At 32.7% G+C, this 19,664-nt stretch carries 29 protein-coding genes, 1 other RNA gene and 1 pseudogene; 6 read left to right on the forward strand and 25 right to left on the reverse strand.

Annotation, left to right across the window (positions count from 1 at the left end; genetic code table 11):
* Positions 1 to 125: 125 nt before the first annotated feature.
* The 15 genes from H1A07_RS06260 to H1A07_RS06320 form a co-directional block, all read right to left on the reverse strand.
* The gene (locus tag H1A07_RS06260; RefSeq protein WP_210144719.1) at positions 126 to 1,433 is read right to left on the reverse strand and encodes a VapE domain-containing protein; all 1,308 of its coding nucleotides are present in this window, start codon (positions 1,431 to 1,433) and stop codon (positions 126 to 128) included.
* Positions 1,430 to 2,230, reverse strand: coding sequence for a bifunctional DNA primase/polymerase (locus tag H1A07_RS06265; RefSeq protein ID WP_210144720.1), 801 nt, complete (start codon positions 2,228 to 2,230; stop codon positions 1,430 to 1,432). The genes H1A07_RS06260 and H1A07_RS06265 overlap by 4 nt, the downstream gene beginning before the upstream one ends.
* A gap of 2 nt (positions 2,231 to 2,232) precedes the next feature.
* Positions 2,233 to 2,541 carry a hypothetical protein gene (locus H1A07_RS06270; protein ID WP_210144721.1) on the reverse strand — a complete coding sequence of 103 codons (309 nt, stop codon included), beginning with the start codon at positions 2,539 to 2,541 and terminating at the stop codon, positions 2,233 to 2,235.
* Between the two features lie 14 nt (positions 2,542 to 2,555).
* The gene (locus H1A07_RS06275) at positions 2,556 to 3,143 is read right to left on the reverse strand and encodes a single-stranded DNA-binding protein (protein ID WP_210144722.1); all 588 of its coding nucleotides are present in this window, start codon (positions 3,141 to 3,143) and stop codon (positions 2,556 to 2,558) included.
* Positions 3,143 to 3,910, reverse strand: coding sequence for an ATP-binding protein (locus tag H1A07_RS06280; protein ID WP_210144723.1), 768 nt, complete (start codon positions 3,908 to 3,910; stop codon positions 3,143 to 3,145). The genes H1A07_RS06275 and H1A07_RS06280 overlap by 1 nt, the downstream gene beginning before the upstream one ends.
* A 3-nt stretch (positions 3,911 to 3,913) precedes the next feature.
* Complete coding sequence (locus tag H1A07_RS06285; RefSeq protein ID WP_012845995.1) at positions 3,914 to 4,252, reverse strand: hypothetical protein; 339 nt, start codon at positions 4,250 to 4,252, stop codon at positions 3,914 to 3,916.
* Complete coding sequence (locus H1A07_RS06290) at positions 4,249 to 5,517, reverse strand: DEAD/DEAH box helicase (RefSeq protein WP_210144724.1); 1,269 nt, start codon at positions 5,515 to 5,517, stop codon at positions 4,249 to 4,251. The genes H1A07_RS06285 and H1A07_RS06290 overlap by 4 nt, the downstream gene beginning before the upstream one ends.
* On the reverse strand, positions 5,489 to 5,635 hold the full coding sequence (locus H1A07_RS10575) for a DEAD/DEAH box helicase family protein (protein WP_369899284.1): 147 nt from the start codon (positions 5,633 to 5,635) through the stop codon (positions 5,489 to 5,491). Before H1A07_RS10575 ends, H1A07_RS06290 begins: the two co-directional genes overlap by 29 nt.
* Entirely contained in the window at positions 5,635 to 5,856 is a 222-nt protein-coding gene (locus tag H1A07_RS06295) for a hypothetical protein (RefSeq protein ID WP_210144725.1), read from the reverse strand. Before H1A07_RS06295 ends, H1A07_RS10575 begins: the two co-directional genes overlap by 1 nt.
* 15 nt (positions 5,857 to 5,871) lie before the next feature.
* Positions 5,872 to 6,348, reverse strand: coding sequence for a siphovirus Gp157 family protein (locus tag H1A07_RS06300; RefSeq protein WP_210144726.1), 477 nt, complete (start codon positions 6,346 to 6,348; stop codon positions 5,872 to 5,874).
* 1 nt (position 6,349) lies between these two features.
* Positions 6,350 to 6,478, reverse strand: coding sequence for a hypothetical protein (locus tag H1A07_RS10415; protein WP_275952017.1), 129 nt, complete (start codon positions 6,476 to 6,478; stop codon positions 6,350 to 6,352).
* Positions 6,479 to 6,639: 161 nt separating this feature from the next.
* A complete protein-coding gene (locus H1A07_RS06305; protein ID WP_210144727.1) occupies positions 6,640 to 6,849 on the reverse strand; it encodes a helix-turn-helix domain-containing protein in 210 nt (69 codons plus the stop codon).
* 28 nt (positions 6,850 to 6,877) lie between these two features.
* Positions 6,878 to 7,069, reverse strand: coding sequence for a hypothetical protein (locus H1A07_RS06310; protein WP_210144728.1), 192 nt, complete (start codon positions 7,067 to 7,069; stop codon positions 6,878 to 6,880).
* Between the two features lie 3 nt (positions 7,070 to 7,072).
* Entirely contained in the window at positions 7,073 to 7,819 is a 747-nt protein-coding gene (locus H1A07_RS06315; RefSeq protein WP_210144729.1) for a phage antirepressor KilAC domain-containing protein, read from the reverse strand.
* A gap of 3 nt (positions 7,820 to 7,822) precedes the next feature.
* Positions 7,823 to 8,026 (reverse strand): helix-turn-helix domain-containing protein, encoded by a 204-nt coding sequence (locus H1A07_RS06320; protein ID WP_210144730.1) that lies wholly within the window; start codon positions 8,024 to 8,026, stop codon positions 7,823 to 7,825.
* A gap of 226 nt (positions 8,027 to 8,252) precedes the next feature.
* Between H1A07_RS06320 and H1A07_RS06325 the strand changes: the two genes are divergently transcribed.
* The 6 genes from H1A07_RS06325 to H1A07_RS06350 all read left to right on the forward strand — a co-directional run bounded on the left by H1A07_RS06325 (position 8,253) and on the right by H1A07_RS06350 (position 12,409).
* On the forward strand, positions 8,253 to 8,618 hold the full coding sequence (locus H1A07_RS06325) for an XRE family transcriptional regulator (protein WP_210144731.1): 366 nt from the start codon (positions 8,253 to 8,255) through the stop codon (positions 8,616 to 8,618).
* Entirely contained in the window at positions 8,618 to 9,424 is an 807-nt protein-coding gene (locus tag H1A07_RS06330; RefSeq protein WP_210144732.1) for a hypothetical protein, read from the forward strand. The genes H1A07_RS06325 and H1A07_RS06330 overlap by 1 nt, the downstream gene beginning before the upstream one ends.
* A 257-nt stretch (positions 9,425 to 9,681) precedes the next feature.
* Entirely contained in the window at positions 9,682 to 9,969 is a 288-nt protein-coding gene (locus tag H1A07_RS06335; protein ID WP_210144733.1) for a hypothetical protein, read from the forward strand.
* A 64-nt stretch (positions 9,970 to 10,033) separates the two neighbouring features.
* Complete coding sequence (locus H1A07_RS06340) at positions 10,034 to 10,453, forward strand: hypothetical protein (protein WP_244974103.1); 420 nt, start codon at positions 10,034 to 10,036, stop codon at positions 10,451 to 10,453.
* Between the two features lie 91 nt (positions 10,454 to 10,544).
* Complete coding sequence (locus tag H1A07_RS06345) at positions 10,545 to 11,069, forward strand: Ltp family lipoprotein (RefSeq protein WP_210144734.1); 525 nt, start codon at positions 10,545 to 10,547, stop codon at positions 11,067 to 11,069.
* Between the two features lie 155 nt (positions 11,070 to 11,224).
* Entirely contained in the window at positions 11,225 to 12,409 is a 1,185-nt protein-coding gene (locus H1A07_RS06350) for a tyrosine-type recombinase/integrase (RefSeq protein ID WP_210144735.1), read from the forward strand.
* An 89-nt stretch (positions 12,410 to 12,498) separates the two neighbouring features.
* Here the strand turns inward: H1A07_RS06350 and ssrA are convergent.
* From ssrA to H1A07_RS06400, 10 genes and pseudogenes are all read right to left on the reverse strand, one after another.
* Positions 12,499 to 12,864: a transfer-messenger RNA gene (ssrA, locus tag H1A07_RS06355) on the reverse strand.
* Positions 12,865 to 12,920: 56 nt separating this feature from the next.
* Positions 12,921 to 14,120, reverse strand: a complete 1,200-nt coding sequence (locus H1A07_RS06360; protein ID WP_210144736.1) for an acetate/propionate family kinase — start codon at positions 14,118 to 14,120, stop codon at positions 12,921 to 12,923.
* 20 nt (positions 14,121 to 14,140) lie between these two features.
* Positions 14,141 to 15,142: a class I SAM-dependent methyltransferase gene (locus H1A07_RS06365; protein ID WP_057719519.1), complete on the reverse strand. Its 1,002-nt coding sequence runs from the start codon at positions 15,140 to 15,142 to the stop codon at positions 14,141 to 14,143.
* 196 nt (positions 15,143 to 15,338) lie between these two features.
* On the reverse strand, positions 15,339 to 15,851 hold the full coding sequence (gene comGF / locus H1A07_RS06370) for a competence type IV pilus minor pilin ComGF (RefSeq protein WP_210144737.1): 513 nt from the start codon (positions 15,849 to 15,851) through the stop codon (positions 15,339 to 15,341).
* Positions 15,852 to 15,856: 5 nt separating this feature from the next.
* Positions 15,857 to 16,075 (reverse strand): hypothetical protein, encoded by a 219-nt coding sequence (locus tag H1A07_RS06375; RefSeq protein ID WP_094503439.1) that lies wholly within the window; start codon positions 16,073 to 16,075, stop codon positions 15,857 to 15,859.
* Positions 16,065 to 16,481: a prepilin-type N-terminal cleavage/methylation domain-containing protein gene (locus H1A07_RS06380; RefSeq protein ID WP_094498589.1), complete on the reverse strand. Its 417-nt coding sequence runs from the start codon at positions 16,479 to 16,481 to the stop codon at positions 16,065 to 16,067. Before H1A07_RS06380 ends, H1A07_RS06375 begins: the two co-directional genes overlap by 11 nt.
* Positions 16,478 to 16,774, reverse strand: a complete 297-nt coding sequence (comGC, locus tag H1A07_RS06385; protein ID WP_057719523.1) for a competence type IV pilus major pilin ComGC — start codon at positions 16,772 to 16,774, stop codon at positions 16,478 to 16,480. The genes H1A07_RS06380 and comGC overlap by 4 nt, the downstream gene beginning before the upstream one ends.
* Positions 16,775 to 16,787: 13 nt before the next feature.
* Complete coding sequence (locus H1A07_RS06390) at positions 16,788 to 17,768, reverse strand: type II secretion system F family protein (RefSeq protein WP_420889512.1); 981 nt, start codon at positions 17,766 to 17,768, stop codon at positions 16,788 to 16,790.
* Positions 17,755 to 18,729: pseudogene (comGA, locus tag H1A07_RS06395) on the reverse strand (competence type IV pilus ATPase ComGA). The gene H1A07_RS06390 and the pseudogene comGA overlap by 14 nt, the downstream one beginning before the upstream one ends.
* A 126-nt stretch (positions 18,730 to 18,855) precedes the next feature.
* Entirely contained in the window at positions 18,856 to 19,581 is a 726-nt protein-coding gene (locus H1A07_RS06400) for a YebC/PmpR family DNA-binding transcriptional regulator (protein ID WP_057719526.1), read from the reverse strand.
* Positions 19,582 to 19,664 lie beyond the last annotated feature (83 nt).

Raw genomic sequence — 19,664 nt, forward strand, 5'->3', positions numbered from 1 at the left:
ATATATATTATTTATTTACTTTTCTTAGATATTTACTGTAGTAGTGTCACCAACTGACTTAACCATACACTATGTCAGCATTTTGGAAGGTGACAGTAACTGTCACCTAACTAACATTACTGTCACTACTTTTGGAATCCTCTAATAGCTTTTCCATTAATTTTCTTTCGAGCACCAACTTCATATCCTAAATGTTCCATATAATAGCGAATATCACGAGTTTCTTTCGTGTTTCTACTTAACGCATTTTCATCTGCAAACAGTTTGAAAGCTAAATCGTTGTTTGAAATAAAATCAGCATTTTTAAATTCATTTTCAAGTACTGTATTAAGTTCATCTTCAAGACCGGAAGTATAACGGAATTGTTTTCTATTTTCTTCAAGTAATTCTTGCTGATGATCTGTTAATAAAAATGGATCTTTAATGCTCTTGTACAAATGAACTGCTTCACCCCATACTTGTTGTACATACTCATCAGATAAATCTGTAATGGGCGATTTTGTTTGACGTTTTCCATTTGCAAAAATTGAAATAAATCTACGGTCACCACTCCGATCTTTCAAGTGACGAACTTCGTTAGTAGTTCTTGCTAAAACAAATTTCTTTAAGAAAGTTTCTGACTTACGTGCATAAGCTTTCCGATACTCAAAGCTCTGCATTGTTATAAACTTCTTAATCTCTTCAAAGCTAGCTGAATTTGATGCAGTCATTTCATCGTCATTGACAATTATTGCGTTTTTCATAACTTCAAAATCATCTTTATTGCTGAAGCTATTAAATTGATCGGTATATAGCCCAAGTGGTGCTAATTTTTGGAGTAATGATGTCTTACCAACACCCTGACCACCTACTAAATCTAAAACAAAATCAAATTTAGTTTTAGGATTGTAAGCCTTAGCCACCGCACCCATAAACCATAATTCAGTAATGAGGGATGTTGTTTCATCATGAGGAGCACCTAAGTAATCAACAAATAATTTATCAAGCCGTTCTTCTTTATCCCATTTTGCATAAGCTTCATTCATGTAATCAATCACCGGATTATATGAATCCATATAAGCAACATTAGTAATGGCTTGATCAATCACATTATTTTTAAAACTTGCACCATCATATTTTGAAGACGATTCAATATAAAGTTCAATAGAGTTGATTGCCTGATCGGTATATTGACCTTTGCTAATCGTAATTAATCCTAGCTGCGTTTTAATTTTGGTATTTCTGACGACATCAATTTCTTGCGTAAACTCATTAAATCTGAACAGATCTTTCACATTTTCATCAGTCTTGAGAATTAAGACAACATTCTTAACTGAGGTAGTTCGCAAAACACCAGCTGTAGTTCGTTCAAAAATTGATTTTTTATTTTCACTTTTTTGAAGTTTATCAGCTTCTTCTTTATTCAAATTCAGAACTTTTTTGTCTTCTGTCACGAAATACCCCTCTTTCTATTTTCTTTTTCAATCATCGAATTAACAGTTCTTTCTACCTCATTTATTGGTAAAGGGTCTGAAGAATTTGTATTTGCTATCATTGCTAATTGTGCTGCTATGTATGGATCGACATTTCGCATTAATAAGCCACCCATAAAACTTGCTAAAGTGTCATTACGTTTACCTTTATCACCAAGTCCTTGAATGATAGTCTCAAATAAATCTGTTGTTTTAGTTCGTTTTCGCATTCCTTGCAGAACTTCAGCAACTAAAGTTGGTGGTATATCTTTTTGCTTATCTTTTATTAGATCAAGCAACCCCTGCGGGGGTGCTTTCATTGGTGCATTGTTAAGCCACTGATATTTTTTATCGCCTAAACTACTAGGTGCTACAACAACATAATTATTTTCGTGAGCCTTTAAATCTACGCTTGGTAAGATGCCAATATTTTGACTAATTTTCATATCTTTTGGTTTTACAAAGAAGAAATGAAAACCATTATGTGCTGTTCTCTCGGTAAGAGTATCCTCAAACCATTCATCATGGTGTAAATCTTTTATAGATTTCATTCCATCAACTTCACCACCATGACGATCAACATCGATTACGAAAAATTTATCTGTTTTCAATGCGATATTAGCTAATGGATATTTCTTCCAAATTTCACGAATTTCATCTGGAGTAAGTGGTGGCTTACCAGCAAATTTAATTAATGGTTTCTTATTTTGACCAATTGGAATTACTGAAAATCCTTTCTCTGCATAGCTCACAGCATAATTTACTAAGTTAATTAGCATAATTAGAACTCATAGTCATTAGAATCAGTATTATAATCAATTTTTACCTTAGGTTTTGGCAATTTAATAATTGATTTAATTGCATTTTTCTTAACTTCCCAATCTGTCCAAATTGGATCTGATCCACATCCTAGATACCATAAACCGTTACCATGTTCTTTATTAATAGCAGTAGGGAAAATTAAGAAATCTTCTCGATGTGCTACACGCATAAAATCATGTACCTTACTAACAGAAAGACTAGTATAGAGTGGATAAACTTTACTACCTAGGACAATCATTATTTCTGTTTTTGGATATTTAATATTCATTGTTCAATTCCTCCTTATTTACCGAATGGCAAATCATCATCTGTAATCTCCATGCCCGTAGCTGCATCTTTGAAAGGATCTTCAACATTAGCAGTAGTAGGTTGTTCAGCTTCTTCAAACTTGTAGTTACGCCAAGGATTATCTGGATCTTTTTTGTTTGGAGTTGATTTAATAGTAAGTTTGAGTAGTTTTCCAATAACGCCTGCATTACGAAATTCCTCTTGAATCATTTCGTAATCTTCACTTTCGTTAGCCCCCATAAAAACCTTATCCGGCACATCAAAGCCAACCATTGCACCAATTTTTTGAACCATTTTAATGCTTCGAGCAAGCACTGATTCAGGCATCGGATCACCATTTGACTTTTTAGATGCAAGAATTGGAGTAATGTGTTCTTGACGACCAGTTTGTTCTCCAGTTACTACATCAAAAGAAAATCTTACAAAATCAGTTCCACTTTTATCCCACACTCCATGGTTAACGCCACTTAAAGTAACAGTATAGGTGCCGTCTGGAATTGGCTTAAATCCTGAACCAATATCGTCTTTCTTAGGATCGTACTTTTCGCTTTTTACTTTATTTAATGCTTCTAATAATCCCATTATTTACTCTCCTTCTTTTTGCTTTCTTTGTATTTCTTTAAAACTTCATCGCTAAACATTCCCTCACAAGTAAGCAATAGATCTAACACTCGCTTGTTAGTGATGTTTTCTGGTAAATATTTTGTTCTGGCTGCCTTTACTTCACGCATGTAATGAATATTTTGACCAGCTCCAACTTTTGAAGTTCTAATAACTAGATCACAGTTTCCATTGACCATGTTGTAGTACTTGTCCTTTAGAGACTGTCTGTAAGTTGTAATACCTGTATTTTCATCTGTAGTACTGATTTCACGACTAATATAAATTACATTCATTGGTAAGGCTTTTAGATCCATTACAAATTGTTGAAGTGCTGTGTTAAACATTGCATAGCCTTTACCATATGCAATATCTGATAAAGCTTGTACCCCGGCATCTAAACAGATGGCTTGTTCAATCATTACACAGATATCATCAATTACATCAATGACAATTGTTTTAAAGCGCTGGTCAGCTGGTCGCTGTGGATTTTCAATTTGAAGCGCTGTGATGATATCGTTTAGCTTTTTAATTGCTGATTGTTGTAATTTTCCGTTTGCATCCCTAACATTGCGAATCTGAATACTTGGCGCTTGACCCTGTTCACTGTTTCCGTCTGTATTTAAAACTAACGGATTAGGAAAATAACTCGCAAAGTATGACTTTCCTGACATTGTTTCTCCCCAGATAAAGAAGTTATGGGGTTGTGATTTTGGTTTTAATTTTTCTACTTTTGGTAATGTAAGCATGTTTTATTCCTCTTTGTTTTTCTCTTCTAAAAATTTAAGTACTATTTTAAGAACATTAATGTAAGCAACTAGTGCTGTGGTATCAAATAAACAGGCGGTAGTCTCAGTATCTACATACCAAAAATCAAATTCCTTATGAGGAGGCATGATTTTTAATAATTCTTCTTTGTATTTTTTTCTACCCGTGTAAATAATGATTTCACCTTTATAAATTTGTTCTAGATCTAAAGTATCTCCATTTAATTTAGTAGCTATTCTTTTTTCTTTTTCTTCTTTAACTGTGAAATTCAAATCATCAGAAGTTATAGAATTTAATTTCTCTTCTAATTCTTTAATCTTCATTTAAATATTCCTTTCTTCTTAGCCATAACGTAAGCCCATCCTGGCTTGTAACCATGTAACTTACCATAGGCTACTAATTCACTCATTGACTTCAATTCTCCAACTGACTTATCAACCACATTAGTCATGACTTGATCTTGAATAATTTTCTTAATATGTTCTCTACGAGCTTTCGTTGCTTCAACTAAGTCAACATCACTAATTGGTTTAGCTTCATGAACCTTGATTGGTTTACCGCATACCGGACATTTACCGTCTTTTACATCGCTAGCCTTGACTACCGCAAAACAATAATCGCAAGTAACGATTGATAGACCTGGATCTTTAAGCAGTGTTTTATTCTTCTGTTTCCCAGATTTAATTGCTTGTTTCCAATCTCGATCATCATCTGGATAACCAAATTTCTTAAAATTATTAGCGTGGTCAATGATGATTGCTGTTTTTCCTGGTCTAGGATTTAAGCACCGCATTGAAAACTGCAAATACAGTGCAAGTGATGCTGTTGGTCTAGCCATAATCACACAATCTACATTTGGCAGATCAACACCTTCTGTGAAAAGATTTACGTTAACCAATATCTGCAATTGCTTGCTTTTAAATTCCTGTACCGCTCTATCACGTTTTTCTTTTGAAGTCGTTCCATCTACTTCAATTGCTGAAATACCCTTAGAATTAAATTCATTAGCTATTTTTATTGCTGAGTCAATGGAGTATGTATAAACAACTGCTTGCATCCCAGGAGCAATTCTTTTATATTGCTTAACAATATGACCAAATATTTTTGTGCTCATCGCTTCTTGCATTGATTCAGCTGTGTAGTCCCCAGTACTTCCACGCTTTAAAGCTTTCTCATCAAAATCGTTAGGTGGTTGAAAATATCTAAACGGTGCTAGGAATCCTTTTTCTGTCAGTTCATGAATTGACTGACCAACGATAATATCATCTGCAATCTGATCTAATTGTTGGCGTCCAGTTCTGTGTGGTGTAGCCGTAAACAATAACACAATAGCTTTAGGAAATTTATTCAAAATGTTTTGATAGGATTTAGCCAAAGCATGGTGTGCTTCATCAACTAAAATCACATCAGGAACTGCCAGTCTATCAACTCTTCGTGTAAGTGTTTGAACCATGCCAGCAGTTAATAAATTAGGATTTACTTCTTGATTTTTAAAAGTTTTAACTGCTTGGTCTAGAACTTCACGCCTATGAATAAGAAACATCACACGGTTATTATTTTCAGTAGTTCTTCGGGCAATCTCGGCCATTACTCACTGTTTTACCTGTTCGAGGTGGGCTTTGGACGATAATTACACGATGTTTTTTCTTCATCGAATCGACAATTTTATTAATTAAATCGGTTTGATAGGGTCTTAATTCATACATTAGCTAAGATCACCTAACAAATTTCTTAATTCACTCTTTGGTAAATTATTTTCAAAATGATTTGTAGCTTTAATTTGTGCTTCGCTAATTAATCCATCACAAACTGGAGCACGCCCATTAATGTAAATTATTGTTTCCCCATCTTCAGCCATACCTAAAACTACATAATCCTTAATTTTTCCTGACCTAATTTCTTCAAAATACTTTTCTAATTCTTTCATCGTTAATACCTCGTTTTATTTAATTAATGTCTTTCTGTTAGCTTTCAAGTGTGCACCGGTAATTTCTTTACCAGCTTTTAAATCTTCATAAAGTTTCTTCTTATCTGCTTTGATAGTCTTTTCTTCAACTACATAATTAATTGGTAGTTTCCTAATTTCTTCGACAATAACTGAATCGCGGTAATTTCTTGGCTTAAGAATGTGGTGTTCAGTTCTAATTTCTTTTAAGCCAGCATCATCAATTGCATCAGTGATGTATTGATTTAATCTATCTTTCTTATTCTTAGATACTTTGATAAATTCTCTAAGTTCCTTTATTCGATCAGTAGCCCATTGAATTTCGCTATCATACTTATCAGATAAGCCAGCTGCTCCATCTAATTTTTGATCTCTAGTTAGCTCTAAGCTTTTAATTGTATCGACTAAAATTTCGGGATCTAAGTCTTTATTCTCTATTTCTGCGATAGCGTTGTTAATTTCAAAAACATTCATGTTATAATTCTCCTGGAAATGTATATTTGTATTGGTCGTTATCTGTTGGCGCAGGTAGCGGCTTTTTTTGTCCGTCTGTAATTGCATTGCTATTAGCAATCAAATTATTAATAGTAGTTTTACTAAGCACTCTGCATCACCTCCTTTAAATATTTGGGAAGACTGCCGTGTACATAACAAAGATCAATGCTACTAAAGCTGTACACATAGTTCCCAACGTAAGAATTTCTGTTTCCCTTACTGTAAAGGTGGTTCCCATGAATTCATTGATTTTATGATTAATCCATTTACTCATAGCTTGTGATCCTCCATAAACTTTTGCAAAACTTCCTTGTCATATAAAATCTGGCCATCAATACTTACTGGTTTAAAGTCATATTTTTTCAACCAGATTCTAAAAGTCGATGGGCTAATTCCTAAAAAGTTAGCTCCTGCTGTAACATTGAAGTATTTCTGTTGAATTGCCCTTTCAATTACTTTTTCTGGAATTGTAACTTGCATGTTTATCACTACTCCATTCCTATAATTGCTAAAACTCTTTTTGAGAGCTATTTAGCAGATAAACGCCATCATAAGTAATTGGTTTATCTCTATTCTTATATTTGCGTCTTAATTCAAATTCTTTATATAGACCGACTGGAATTTTAGTTAAGACTTTTCTATCAATCAGTTCTTGAAGTAATTTTTGAGAACTGATTTTTTTAATATCTAGTTCTTTCAACTTTTATTCCTCAATTTCTAGTGTTAATTGATTTGGCTCTGAATTTAAAAATCGATTAACAAAATATTGTTGACCTTTTCCTGTAACTAAAGTTGTTACTGTAATTCGAGTGCTTCCATCAGGATTATTAATCGTTCTTTCTTTAATTCTGAATAATCCTAAATCCATAGCTCGTTGAGTTGGTTGATTATAGCGACTTCCTTTAGCACATAAATAGTGATGTTCTCTTAACCATTTAAATAGTCTATTTTGTCCAATTTCATAACCATTCTGGCGTAACATTTTTGCTAACTGACCTATAAGAATATCTGTCTTACTTGCTGCTACTGCATCTGCGAATAATGCTTTAGGTGCCATCCTAGCGTTTTCTAGTTTCAAACGAGTATTTTCATTTTGTAAGATTGCATATCCACGCTTTACAATTTCTTGTGGGTCATTCCATTTGCGTTCTATTTCAATTAAGTATTTACGATATTGCTTTCCTTTTTCTGTTCTACTCATCAAGCAAAGTTGCTTTGCCATGTCGATTGTCAGGAAGTAATCGTCATATTTTCGAACTGTTCCATTACCACTTTTAACGACCGTACCTTCGGGTACACTCGTAAAATCTTGATTTTCTTCAAATTCCTTAAAGTTTTGACTAATCCAAACGCTAAATCTTTTTTTAATATCTAATCCTTTATATAGCTCTCTAGCGCTTACTAATTGCTGATCATTTTTAACTTTTATCTTGATTAATTCGTTATTCATTAATTACTTTTCCTTTCTAGCTAATTTGAATAAATATTGTGGTGTAACTCCTAAGTAGTCAGCCACATCTTGCAACACATCAGCACGTGGGATACTTTTATTCCACTTGCCAATAATTCCATTTGAAAGATGCAAGTCATGTTCAATTTGATAAATCGTCTTTTTATTTTGACTCGCTACTTCCCTAACTGCTGTATAAAGCGACATTTTTAGACTCCTTTCTTAGAATATATTATTGACTTATAATAGAAATCGTTCTATTATAAAAGCATAGTAAATAACCCGGATTCATAAAAAATGACTTTTTACAAATAGGGCGTTCAAGGCTTTTTTTGTGTGTTAATTCCTTTGAACAATTAATAGTATAATAGCCTATTTTCTAAAATGCAAGTATTTTTTATAGAATTCGTTCTATTTTTGAAAGGGACTAAAAATGACTGCTAAAGATAACGTAATAAAACTATGGAAAGATAATAGGCCTGATATAAAATCAATCGCTGAATTAGAAAGAAAAATGGATTTAAGTAATGGAATAATTTCAAAATGGGATACTAAAAAACCATCTACTGCTAGTGCCCAAAAAGTAGCCGACTTCTTCAAAGTTCCATTAAGTAAAGTATTAGATGATGTAGATGACGAAACTATTGCTCTCGATAAAGACGATCAAAAAGTTTTAGCTATGTTTAGAAAACAAACAGAAGGAATGTCTGAGGAAGATAAAGCCGATTTTCAAGATTCTCTAAATGATATTATGGCTTTTGCTCGTAAATTGGTTGAAGATCGAAAGGAAGATAAGTAATGGCATATGAATATTCCAGAGTAAGTCCGGAAGATTATCAAGAGTGCAAGGAAATAGCTAACTGTATTATTTCAGATGTAGCTACAACCTATAATGTAAAGAAAAAAGATATTAAATATAATCAAGTAGTTAATTATTTGTATCATAATTTTCCGCCCTTTAATATAATTTGTTTTTCTAAGTTACCAACAGCACTTGGCGTCAATTATCCCGATATAAATAGATTTAATAACTTATTATCTGGAGTTGGATTAGACGTGACTTGTTCTCATTACTTACAAGAAAAACCATCTTTTGTAGATACTGTAGATGGAATAACCACTTTTGTTTCAAATAAACCAATAGTATTTTTAAATGCTGCATCAAACCAGTATTATGCGCATGTTATTTTTACAATCATTCATGAATTAATTCACGTTTATGAATCATTTCAGAATTCTCATTATATGGAAGCCGCAGCTTTGATTGGAAATAGTAAACTTGTTGGTGCTGAATATCCTGAAGAATTGCAACCTCTTGAAAATAAAACTAACGTCATTGCCTCATTGCTTTATACACCGTCAATTTCTTTAAAGGAAAAGATTATGACAAATAGTTTTATGGGATTATGTACACACTATTTTACAAGCCAAGCTGCAATGCATAACAGACTCTTTAATTATTTCTTTTATGAATGTAAATGGAATGAATATGCAGCTAAAAATGCCGTATTTGCTTTTAGAAACTGTGATCTAAATGGTATGCAGGAAGTAAGAGAAAAAATAGTAGAACAAAATATATCTGGGAGTATATATTCTTCTTTTTAAGCCATATCAGAAAAGATTTGAATTAAAATTCTTGCTAACTATTATTTCTATGATGTTTTCAAAGAAGAATTTGATATCAAGAAAAAGTAATTATTGGAATTATAAAAAACATTAATTGTATAAGAGAATAAGATAACAATATCTATAGACTTTGGAAAGGTAGTGACTATATGAAATTTCCTTTATCACTTATAAAACTAATACTAAAACTAATCGGATTAATAATACGATTTTTATGGTTAAGCTTGGTTGTCCCCTTGTTTAGACTTATTTTTGGTTTTACAACAACCAAATCTGAAGCAATTAAAAGAGTCAACAATGGCTTCTATGGAAATAATGAAATTAAATTTCGCTACTCAAAAACTGAATTTGCAGTAAAAGAATATATTGAAAAGAAGCTTCAACAAGGTATGACTTTAGAATTAGAAGGCGGTAGTAAATACAGGATTATTCAATCGGATACCAAAAGATATAGAAAGTTTCGAGACAAAGTTTTTCATTGGGATCAAAAAATTCACTACGTTAAATATGAACCAGATCTTTAAACTATAAGTTATTGTCCACAATGCCAATGACATTAAACTTAAGGCAAATCATGGAGGTTTAAAAGTGAATAAAGAAAACACTTTGAATGTTAGAAGATTAGTAGGTGCTATTTTCTTGGCACTTGGAGCTTTCTTTGGATTTGTAGAAGCTCAATCTGTTAGTAGCGTTGCTATGTTTGGAATTGTAAGAGACTATCAAGGCTTCTTGTATTGGTTCTCTGCTTGGGGTGTAGGATTAGCAATCTGGTATTTTGTTACATTAAAAACTCCACCAAACAAAAAAGCAGAACGAATTGTTAAGATTATTTTCTTCATAGTAATCGGATTGAATGTTCTTTTTGCTTTTGCAAGTGGCATTAGTAATGCAGGTGGCTTTGGAATTGGATTAATGATTGCCTACTCTATTGGTTGTCCTTGGGGTAAACAAGGCTACAAGAAACATCCTTATCCGGTATCAAAGGAAAAAGAAGCTGCTGAAGATTAGTTTAGCACCTTAAGTTTCACTCTATAGGTTCATTGTCCAAAGATACTGAAGACTCTAAAAGCTGATTTTTATATACTCACAGGGGGAAAATATGAGTAAGAAGATAACCGGCGAAGATGGAAAAGTTTATGTAGAGCAAAAACCATTCTACAAAAGAGCATGGTTTTGGATTGTAGTTGTTGTTTTAGTTGTAGTCATTGGTAGTGCACTCGGGAGTGGCTCTGATGATGACTCTTCATCAAGTGCTGATAAAGTGGAAAAAACTTCTTCAAAGGCTCAATCACAGAAATCATCTACTAAACCTAAAGTTTCGGGAGAATTTACCGCTGCTTTAGGAAGCGCTGAAACATACGCAAACGATATGCATATGTCTAAGGCTGCAATTTATGATCAACTAATTTCCAAATCTGGAGATAAATTCCCAGAAGATGCTGCAAAATATGCTGTTGATCATGTTAAAGCTGATTGGAATAAAAATGCTTTAGAAAGTGCTAAAACTTACCAAAAAGATATGAATATGTCTACAGCAGAAATTAAAGATCAATTAACTTCTAATTCTGGGGACAAATTTACTCCAGAAGAAGCACAATATGCTGTAGATAATTTATCTAAGTAAATAAAAAATCCCACCGATGCGCCAACATCAGTGGGAAGAAATGAGCTACGTCAATAGCTCAACATAAATTCGATTAACAAAGCCATAAAAATATGAACTCTGCCCTATTATTGTAGCAGAGTTCACATTTAGACTACAATAGGAGGTTTTTTATTATGCCGAAAAGAAAAAATACAAGTATTAAAGATTACAAATTAAAATCTGGTAAGAAACGGTATATGTTTCAGATTTATCTAGGCACTAACAGTAATGGTAAGCCTATCATTACCCGCAGGCGTGGTTTTAAATCCTATGCTGAAGCAGAAGCCGTTTTTAATAAAATGTCACAAATTAAACCAGATAATTTTGTAAAACAAAAACAGATTAAAGTTTCAGAATTATGGAATTTATGGTTTAACAATTATAAAGATACAGTAAAAGGATCAACGGCAAATAAAACTGAAATAAATTATAAATGTCATGTATTACCTTATTTTGGTAATAACTATATTGACCGCATTCAAGTAAAAGACTTACAAAAATGGGCTGATAAATTAGCTACCGAATTAGTAAAGTATCGTGATATTCTTTTTATTATGCGTTCACTTTATGAGTATGGAATGCGGTTAGGCTATGTGGCAGAGAATGAATTATTAAGGATAATTATACCTAGGAAAACCACTCGAAAACGTAGAGATGTTGAACATAATTTTTATTCTAAAGAAGAATTAGACATATTTTTGAAAGTTGCCAAACAAGTAAATTTACGAGTATATGCTTACTTTAAACTCCTTTCTTCTACAGGTCTTAGAAAAGGTGAAGCACTTGCCTTAACCTGGAAAGATATTGATTTGATTAATAATACTATTTCAGTTAATAAAACTATCTCTTTTGGTATTGGGAATAAACAAGTAATCAATACTCCTAAAACTAAACAGTCAAAGCGAGTAGTTCCTCTCTCAGACAATTTAAAGCAAGTATTATTAGATTACCGTAAAAGTGAAAAAATCCTTTCTGACAAGCTATTTCATACTGTAGCCGGCAAGTATGTGTCTTTAAGCAAGCCCACTCAATGGTTAAAGCAAGTATATGATAAAGATCATGAAATTAACGAAAAATTTGCCAAAGAAAACAAATTAGACGAAAATTATGTTTTAAATAAAGATTTACGTCATATTACTCTTCATGGATTCAGACATACTTTTGCTACTCTATTAATTGAAAACACAAATGTAAAGCCTAAAACAGTTCAAATGTTACTCGGTCATGCAAATATTCAAATGACGCTTGATATTTATACGCATGTTAATAATAAGAATAAAGAAGACGCAATTAATTCAATCTCACAATTAAATATATAAAAAAATAAAACCACCTTTTTAGCCATTTTTTAGCCAAAAGGTGGTTTTATTGTACTTAAACACTGATATATCAATGCTTCAAGCTATTATAGTGGAGATGAGGGGAATTGAACCCCTGTCCAAACGTATTTCGTCGCTAACCTCTACGATCATAGTTATATTACTTAAATTCGCTTTGATAAAACGCCATATAACAGGGCTAAACTATCAAAACTAACCTAAGAATCTTATTTCTAACTATTAAGGTAAGTAGTTAAACGTAGCTCGTTAAATGGTAAGACCCGCAGACAGACACGAGCAATCCGTCATTGGATCACGCAGGCTGACTAAGCAGCTACTGCGTAAGAATTTTCGTTATTTGCAGTTATAATTTAACTGTGACGTTTTTAACGTAGACGTGACCTACGAATCGCAGTCACCGCGAATCTACGCCTGTCGAATCCCAAAACATCCCCAGATGCTTCAATGGTATCACACTCACAATTAAAAATCCACAAACTACTATTCTCTATTACTTATCTAATTTAGCCAAGCGTACAACATCTCTAGCAATCATTAATTCTTCATTGGTTGGAACAATCATTGCATCAATTTTTGAATCTGGTGTAGTAATTTTCCCTTCACGGTTAGCTTTATTAGCGTCTTCATCATATTTAAGTCCAAGCCAAGTAAGACCATCCATAATTTGCTTTCTAACACTTGCATCATGTTCACCAATTCCGGCAGTAAAGACCAAAACGTCTAATCCGCCCATTTCAGTCATATAAGCCCCAATATAACGAACAATTCTATTAATGAAAATATTCTTAGTAAGCTTAGCTTGTTGATCACCATTCTTAATAGCCTTTTCAATATCTCTCATATCTGGTGAAACACCTGAAAGACCAAGTAAACCAGATTCGGTGTTAAGCATTTTAATAACTTCGTTAAAGCTACCAATATCACCCTTCTTCATAATAAATTGAAGAAGAGATGGATCAACGTCACCACTTCGAGTACTCATTGTAATACCTGCAACAGGACTGAATCCCATAGAAGTATCAAAAGATTTTCCATCTTTGATTGCAGTAACTGATGCACCACTTCCTAAATGGCAAATAACCATCTTTAAATCTTCTACAGGCTTATTTAAAAGATCTGCTGTACGACGAGAAACATAACGTGCAGAAGTTCCGTGAGCACCATATTTTCTAGCACGGAATTTTTCATAGTATTTATAAGGTACTGAATATAAATATTGAACTGGATCTAAAGTTTGGTGGAAAGAAGTATCAAAAACAGCAACTTCCGGTACATTTGGTAAAACCTTCATAAAAGCATAGATTCCATCAGCTTCAGCTGGGTTATGTAAAGGTGCATAATCGCTAATGTTATAAATCTTCCAAAGATTATCCTTAGTAATAATAGTACTGTCAGTAAATTCCTCACCACCAGCAACAACACGGTGACCCACACCAGCTATATCATCTAAAGAATCAATAACGTTATATTCTTTAAGCCAATTAAGTAGCTTTTGAACAGCTTCTTCCTGAGTAGCAATATCATTTTCTTCATCATGTTGACTACCGTCTGCTAGTGTCATTGTAAATACTGACCCTGGTAAACCAACTCGATCAGCCATACCAGATGCAATTACTTCTTCATTATCAAGAGAGAACAATTTGTACTTAAATGATGAGCTACCGGAGTTTACTGCTAAAACTTTTTTCATTTTATATACCTCTATATAAATTATTTTTTATCGTTTTGATACCAGTCATTTAATTTCATATTAAATGCTACTAGAGAATCTGGTTTCTTTAAAGAATCTAACTTAGCTACCAATACTTCACGCTCTACAGCTTTTTCACCATGATTTTGGAAAACTAAAATTGATTTTTGCTGAACTTTACTTGAAAACATATCATCAGGCAAATCAACAATTGTTTGAATATTTACTTTTTTAGCTAACCAAGTCATAAATTCAGTTGATCCCTTACCTGTAAATAATAACTTTGGTACCACTAAAAATGCAAATCCGTCACGCTTAAGATTATTCACAATTTGTTCAATAAACAAAGTATGAGCAAAAGAATGTCCCTCTTTAGCATGATTTTCAAAACGTTGAGCATTGTTATCTAGTGGATAGTAACCAACTGGTATGTCACTTACTATCACATCAGCTTTTTGAATCATCCATGGATCTAACGCATCTTGACAATATAAATCAATTTTCAAATCTTCAAGATGAGCACCAATATCTGCTAAATCTAATAATGATTCATCATTATCAATTCCAATCAAATGGTAATTGTTTTGCGAGTGATTTTCTTGAATTAATTGTCTAATAATCGAATAAAGCAAATTTCCTGTTCCAATAGCGGGATCAACCACTGTCTTTTCTCCAGCTGGGACAATTTTTTGCCAAATTAAAGCAATTACTGTAGCAATTACTGAAGGGGTTGGCATTAAATTATAATCACTAGCGTCTTGAGCAATAGCTTTTAAAGTTAATAAGGTGAATACCTGCACCTTTAAGGATCGTGGTAAATTCTCATAATTCAATTGACGATATTCTTCAGTCAACTTAGCGACAGTTTCCTTATCAGGAGCACCTGACTCAACTTTGATTTTTCCATTTTCTAAATTATCAAAAGTCTCTGTTAGTGCAGATGAGAAAGAAACATTTAACGCTTTTTGCAAATGCTCGACTGCTGTCTGAAATTTCGGATACAATTCTTCTACTTTTTGCATTTTTCTTCCTTCTTTTATATTCCTTCTAATATTTTATAGGTATCCTTAAAGACTGGCAAGCGATCATTATTACTTAGAAAAATAATTTATTAAAGCTATGTTACTTTCCATATTTTCAGCGAAAATTTGCTGATATCCTATCACAAAGGCTATACAGATATTAATTAGCAAAATACTACTTATCAAAGCACTTCCATTAACTCTTCTTGCTTTCCTTTTTATCATCTTTTAATTCTTTCTTCTCTTTTGGTAAATTCGTCTTAAAGAACATTTCGCTCTGTCTACCATCATTTTCAGTTACTAAAATTGTAAAAGAATCATCTGTAGTGGAACATTTTATTCTTTTTACTTTAAAAAGTAGAGGCATATGTCCACCCTCATCTGTCCTCATTCTTAAAGTATCATTCGGGCTTACATCGATTGCATAAACATCATAAATCGGATCCCCGTTCTTTTTCTTCCTATTTGATAGCTTCTTTAGCAGAACTTTAGTAGGATCTGATCCAGTTCTGCTTACTTCAACATGACCACTTTCTTTTAAGAAATTATTTACTTGCACATAACTATAAGTTATTTCATTTACACCACTTTTTTGATGATTAATTTTTCTTAATGTACTTACAAGTCCAAACAATATTTGAACGCAAGCTATAGTTACTGCAATCGCAAAAACTGCTTCTAATAAAGTAAATCCTCTTATTTTCTTCATTACTTTTACCTATAATAAAGTCGATCATGAACTAAAAGTGTCTTTTTATCACTATGACGAAAAATATATTCCGCATATGCCTTATCTACACGTTTCTCAACTTGCTGTTCAGTATGCTTATTTTGTCTAATGGTCATCCCTAAAAGGATCACCCCTAAACAAGCAATTGTAAATCCAACACAAGCTTCCCATAAAATAAAGCCCTTTACTCTCTTATTCTTCAATCATTCTTCCCCATGCCATTTGTAATTTTATTTTCTTTTCCTTATTGCCATTTCTTACTGTGATTGTCCTTGGTGAAACTCTTCCGTGGTTATTAATATATAAATTGTCTAGATTATATACTTTTACATGACGATCCAAATAAATTTTTGATGCTCTATCTGAACCCTTTATTTCTATTGACGAATTATTATCAAAATACAAAAATATATAATTCTTTTTTTCTACAGTTGCCAAATGCATATATTTGTTAATTGTTGATTTTATTTGTCTCGTTGAATTATCTAATATCATCTGTTCCTTAATATTTTTCACATAAAGTGTGGGCATCAATACGAGTAAGCAAGTAACAGTCAATGTAATTATGGTTTCAATTAAAGTAAAACCTTTTATTCTATTCAAAATCATTTTTGAGGTAATTTTTCATATCTTTCTTTCTGTTTTTGAGAAATGTATTCTTTCTTCACCAACTCTTCTAATGATGTTCCATCCCCATTATCTTCAGCCAACTGTCTTTGAGTCTCAATAGTCGTACGTAAAGCTTCATCAGTTTTACTAGTAGCTCTTTCTTTTTGCCTACTTAAACCTGGAACAATTAATAAGATCAACATCGCAATGATGGCAATTACAATTACCATTTCAACTAAAGTAAAGCCTTTTACTCGCTTATTTCTATTAATAAAATTCTTTAATTTCTTCATTCTTCTTTCTCCTCTACATCATTTCCATTAAGTGATACATTGGCATCAAAATTTTTAAATACATTCCTAAAATACAAATCCCAATAAAGATAAAACATATTGGTTGCAAATTAACGATTAAATTGTTTAATTTGAAATTCAATTCATAAAAAAGTGTCTTACTAAGGAGCAATGCTCTTTTACCGATCTCACTCCTAGTCGCACCTGTTTCTAGTAGCATAACTAAATTATTTGGAATAAAATATTCTGTTTCAATAATTTTCTTAATCTCAACGCCACTCTCTAATTGCATCCTTACTCTTTTACCTAATACCTGCTGCAGGGAATTTTCTGGCTGCATAGCTGCTAATTGACAAATTTTCTGTAATGAAAATCCATTAATCAATAAAGTTGCTAAATCAGAAATAACTAAATAATGAACATATAGATTAAGAACTTTACCAATTACTGGAAACTTAGTTAATTTTTTTAAAGCAAAATAATCTTGCTGATTTAATAATTGTATTGTTTTGATAACAAAAACAATCGCAATCACTACTAAAATTAATAGTCCTCCTAGCATTAAATTACTAGTCCAATCATTATCAAGCATTTCAGTTTTTAAAAAGGTCTGCATGCAAATTAATAAACTAATCATCATCCCAACTAATAAAGCCGGGTAAGCCAATTCACTTTTTAATTTTTTTAATTGCTTATTTTTTAATCGAATTAATTCACTAAGTTGTTCTAAACACGATATTAAATTTCCATCAATAACAGCCATATTTATTTGAGCCGCTAAAGTACTTGAAAAACCAATTTCATGTAATGCGTCTCCTAAAGAAACGCCAGCTTCCACTTTTTTACTCACATACTTTAACTGATTCGAATGCTCATCCCAAACTTTAGGTAAAAGGCTCAAACTAGCATTTAACGAATACCCATTAACGAGCGCTTGCCTTAAATAATCAATAAATATTAGCTGATCTGCGCTCTTTAATTTATCCCTGTTCAAAACGCTGTCTAGTATTTTCACTAATCTTTCCTCGCTTAACTAATTGATCTAAATTATTTTTCCATTCAGCAAGATCAGCTCGATTATTACTAGTTATCGCATCGAATAATCTTTCTCCATAACCAACATCCATCAAACACCCTAAGCTATCTTTATTTTCTATTGGCAATAAACGTTGGTAAGAAACCGCTGTTAAACAATTTTCTAATTCATCCCTAGTGATTCCTAAACCTTATAACCGTGAAATTGTCTGTAAGGCCGTTTTAGCGTGTACAGTTGCAAAAACTAAGTGCCCACTCAAAGCAGCATTAATACTAATTCTTGCTGTGTCTGTATCCCGAATTTCACCAATAATTAAAATATCCGGTCGGTGCCTTAAAGCAGCTTTTAACAAATCGGGATAAGTAATACCAGCAATTATATTCACCTGTGTTTGTAAAAACTCTGGTTGCCAAACTTCTACAGGATCTTCAATTGTCATAACAATTTTATTTTTTCCAGCTAACCTCGCTAATTCATACATTGATGACGTCTTACCTGAACCTGTTGGCCCACTAGTAATTATTAGTCCTCGCTGCCGAGTTAAATTTTCTAATAGGGTTAATTGTTCAGGAAAGAAATAGGTATTGTTTTTTTCTCCATAAATTAATCTAATTACTAATGATTCATAGCCAGAAAATTCTCCAATACTTGAAAAACGCAAGAAGACACTTTCTGAATTTATGATAGTTTGATATGAACCTACCTGTGGTCTTCTGTGCTCTGCAATGTCCATCTGTGCTTGAAATTTGAAGTAATTCAATAATTCTTTTCCAGTTTTAAAATCTATTTCCTTTACTTGCCTTAACCCCGCTGCTGTTCGCAATTTTATCTCGTAATTTGCTTTAGCAGGAAAAATAAACACATCACTTGCTCTTTCTTCAACTGCCGTTCCTAAAACTTCTTTAGCTAATAAATTCATTTTTCATCCCTCCTTTGTAATACACTTATTAGTACGCAAAAAATGGACGAATTTTTTTATTTTTTATAAAAATTGGACAAAAAAATAGACTCAGAAAAACCTGAGTCTATTTTCAATTAAATAAAATTATTCATCGTCTGCAGCAGTGTATACATTAGAAACATCATCGTTATCTTCTAATGCATCAATTAAATGAGCAAATTGCTCTTTTTTATCATCTGGAACTGGAGTGGTGTTCTGCGGAATCATAGTTAATTCAGCATTAGCTAATTTATAGCCAGCTTTTTCTAAAGCATCACGTACAGCAGTAAATTGCTTAGGATCAGTATAGATTTCAAAAGCGTCATCACTAGTTTCTAAATCATCGCCACCAGCATCCATTACATCAAGTAATACTTGATCTTCGTCTGCATCGGTAGTTGAACGATCGATTACAATGTAACCCTTACGGTCAAACATGTAAGCAACAGAACCAGTTGCACCAAGTGAACCGCCATTACGAGTAAAGGCAACACGAACATCTGACGCAGTACGGTTCTTGTTATCAGTTAAAGCTTCAACTAAAACTGCAACACCGCCTGGAGCGTAACCTTCGTATGTAATTTCATCGTAATGTTCATCTGAATTACCTTCAGCCTTTTTAATAGCACGTTCAATGTTGGTTTTAGGCATGTTAGCTGCACGTGCTTTATCCATAACCATACGTAAAGTAGGATTTCCTGAAGGGTCAGGACCACCACTCTTTGCAGCCATATAAATTTCACGAGATAATTTTTGGAAAACTTTACCTCTCTTAGCGTCTTGCGCATTCTTGCGGCCTTGAATATTGTGCCATTTTGAATGTCCTGACATAAGAATCCTTCTTTCTTTTTATTTAATATAGTTAACCTTGTCAATCATAACGCACTCAAGATTTAAATTCAATCTATGATTAA

The sequence above is a fragment of the Lactobacillus taiwanensis genome (assembly GCF_017894345.1).
GTDB lineage: Bacteria > Bacillota > Bacilli > Lactobacillales > Lactobacillaceae > Lactobacillus > Lactobacillus taiwanensis.

Excerpts from the sequence above, each read along its gene's own strand:
- H1A07_RS06280 (WP_210144723.1), bottom strand. The coding sequence starts at position 3,910 with ATGCTTACATTACCAAAAGTAGAAAAATTAAAACCAAAATCACAACCC.
- H1A07_RS06265 (WP_210144720.1), bottom strand. The coding sequence starts at position 2,230 with ATGCTAATTAACTTAGTAAATTATGCTGTGAGCTATGCAGAGAAAGGA.
- H1A07_RS06295 (WP_210144725.1), bottom strand. The coding sequence starts at position 5,856 with ATGAAAGAATTAGAAAAGTATTTTGAAGAAATTAGGTCAGGAAAAATT.
- H1A07_RS06380 (WP_094498589.1), bottom strand. The coding sequence starts at position 16,481 with ATGATTTTGAATAGAATAAAAGGTTTTACTTTAATTGAAACCATAATT.
- H1A07_RS06350 (WP_210144735.1), top strand. The coding sequence starts at position 11,225 with ATGCCGAAAAGAAAAAATACAAGTATTAAAGATTACAAATTAAAATCT.
- H1A07_RS06305 (WP_210144727.1), bottom strand. The coding sequence starts at position 6,849 with ATGCAAGTTACAATTCCAGAAAAAGTAATTGAAAGGGCAATTCAACAG.
- H1A07_RS06300 (WP_210144726.1), bottom strand. The coding sequence starts at position 6,348 with ATGAATGTTTTTGAAATTAACAACGCTATCGCAGAAATAGAGAATAAA.
- H1A07_RS06285 (WP_012845995.1), bottom strand. The coding sequence starts at position 4,252 with ATGAAGATTAAAGAATTAGAAGAGAAATTAAATTCTATAACTTCTGAT.
- H1A07_RS06365 (WP_057719519.1), bottom strand. The coding sequence starts at position 15,142 with ATGCAAAAAGTAGAAGAATTGTATCCGAAATTTCAGACAGCAGTCGAG.
- H1A07_RS10575 (WP_369899284.1), bottom strand. The coding sequence starts at position 5,635 with ATGTATGAATTAAGACCCTATCAAACCGATTTAATTAATAAAATTGTC.
- H1A07_RS06290 (WP_210144724.1), bottom strand. The coding sequence starts at position 5,517 with ATGGCCGAGATTGCCCGAAGAACTACTGAAAATAATAACCGTGTGATG.
- comGC (WP_057719523.1), bottom strand. The coding sequence starts at position 16,774 with ATGAAGAAATTAAAGAATTTTATTAATAGAAATAAGCGAGTAAAAGGC.
- H1A07_RS06320 (WP_210144730.1), bottom strand. The coding sequence starts at position 8,026 with ATGTCGCTTTATACAGCAGTTAGGGAAGTAGCGAGTCAAAATAAAAAG.
- H1A07_RS06275 (WP_210144722.1), bottom strand. The coding sequence starts at position 3,143 with ATGGGATTATTAGAAGCATTAAATAAAGTAAAAAGCGAAAAGTACGAT.
- H1A07_RS06345 (WP_210144734.1), top strand. The coding sequence starts at position 10,545 with ATGAGTAAGAAGATAACCGGCGAAGATGGAAAAGTTTATGTAGAGCAA.
- H1A07_RS06330 (WP_210144732.1), top strand. The coding sequence starts at position 8,618 with ATGGCATATGAATATTCCAGAGTAAGTCCGGAAGATTATCAAGAGTGC.
- H1A07_RS06360 (WP_210144736.1), bottom strand. The coding sequence starts at position 14,120 with ATGAAAAAAGTTTTAGCAGTAAACTCCGGTAGCTCATCATTTAAGTAC.
- H1A07_RS06315 (WP_210144729.1), bottom strand. The coding sequence starts at position 7,819 with ATGAATAACGAATTAATCAAGATAAAAGTTAAAAATGATCAGCAATTA.
- H1A07_RS06325 (WP_210144731.1), top strand. The coding sequence starts at position 8,253 with ATGACTGCTAAAGATAACGTAATAAAACTATGGAAAGATAATAGGCCT.
- comGF (WP_210144737.1), bottom strand. The coding sequence starts at position 15,851 with ATGAAGAAAATAAGAGGATTTACTTTATTAGAAGCAGTTTTTGCGATT.
- H1A07_RS06270 (WP_210144721.1), bottom strand. The coding sequence starts at position 2,541 with ATGAATATTAAATATCCAAAAACAGAAATAATGATTGTCCTAGGTAGT.
- H1A07_RS06400 (WP_057719526.1), bottom strand. The coding sequence starts at position 19,581 with ATGTCAGGACATTCAAAATGGCACAATATTCAAGGCCGCAAGAATGCG.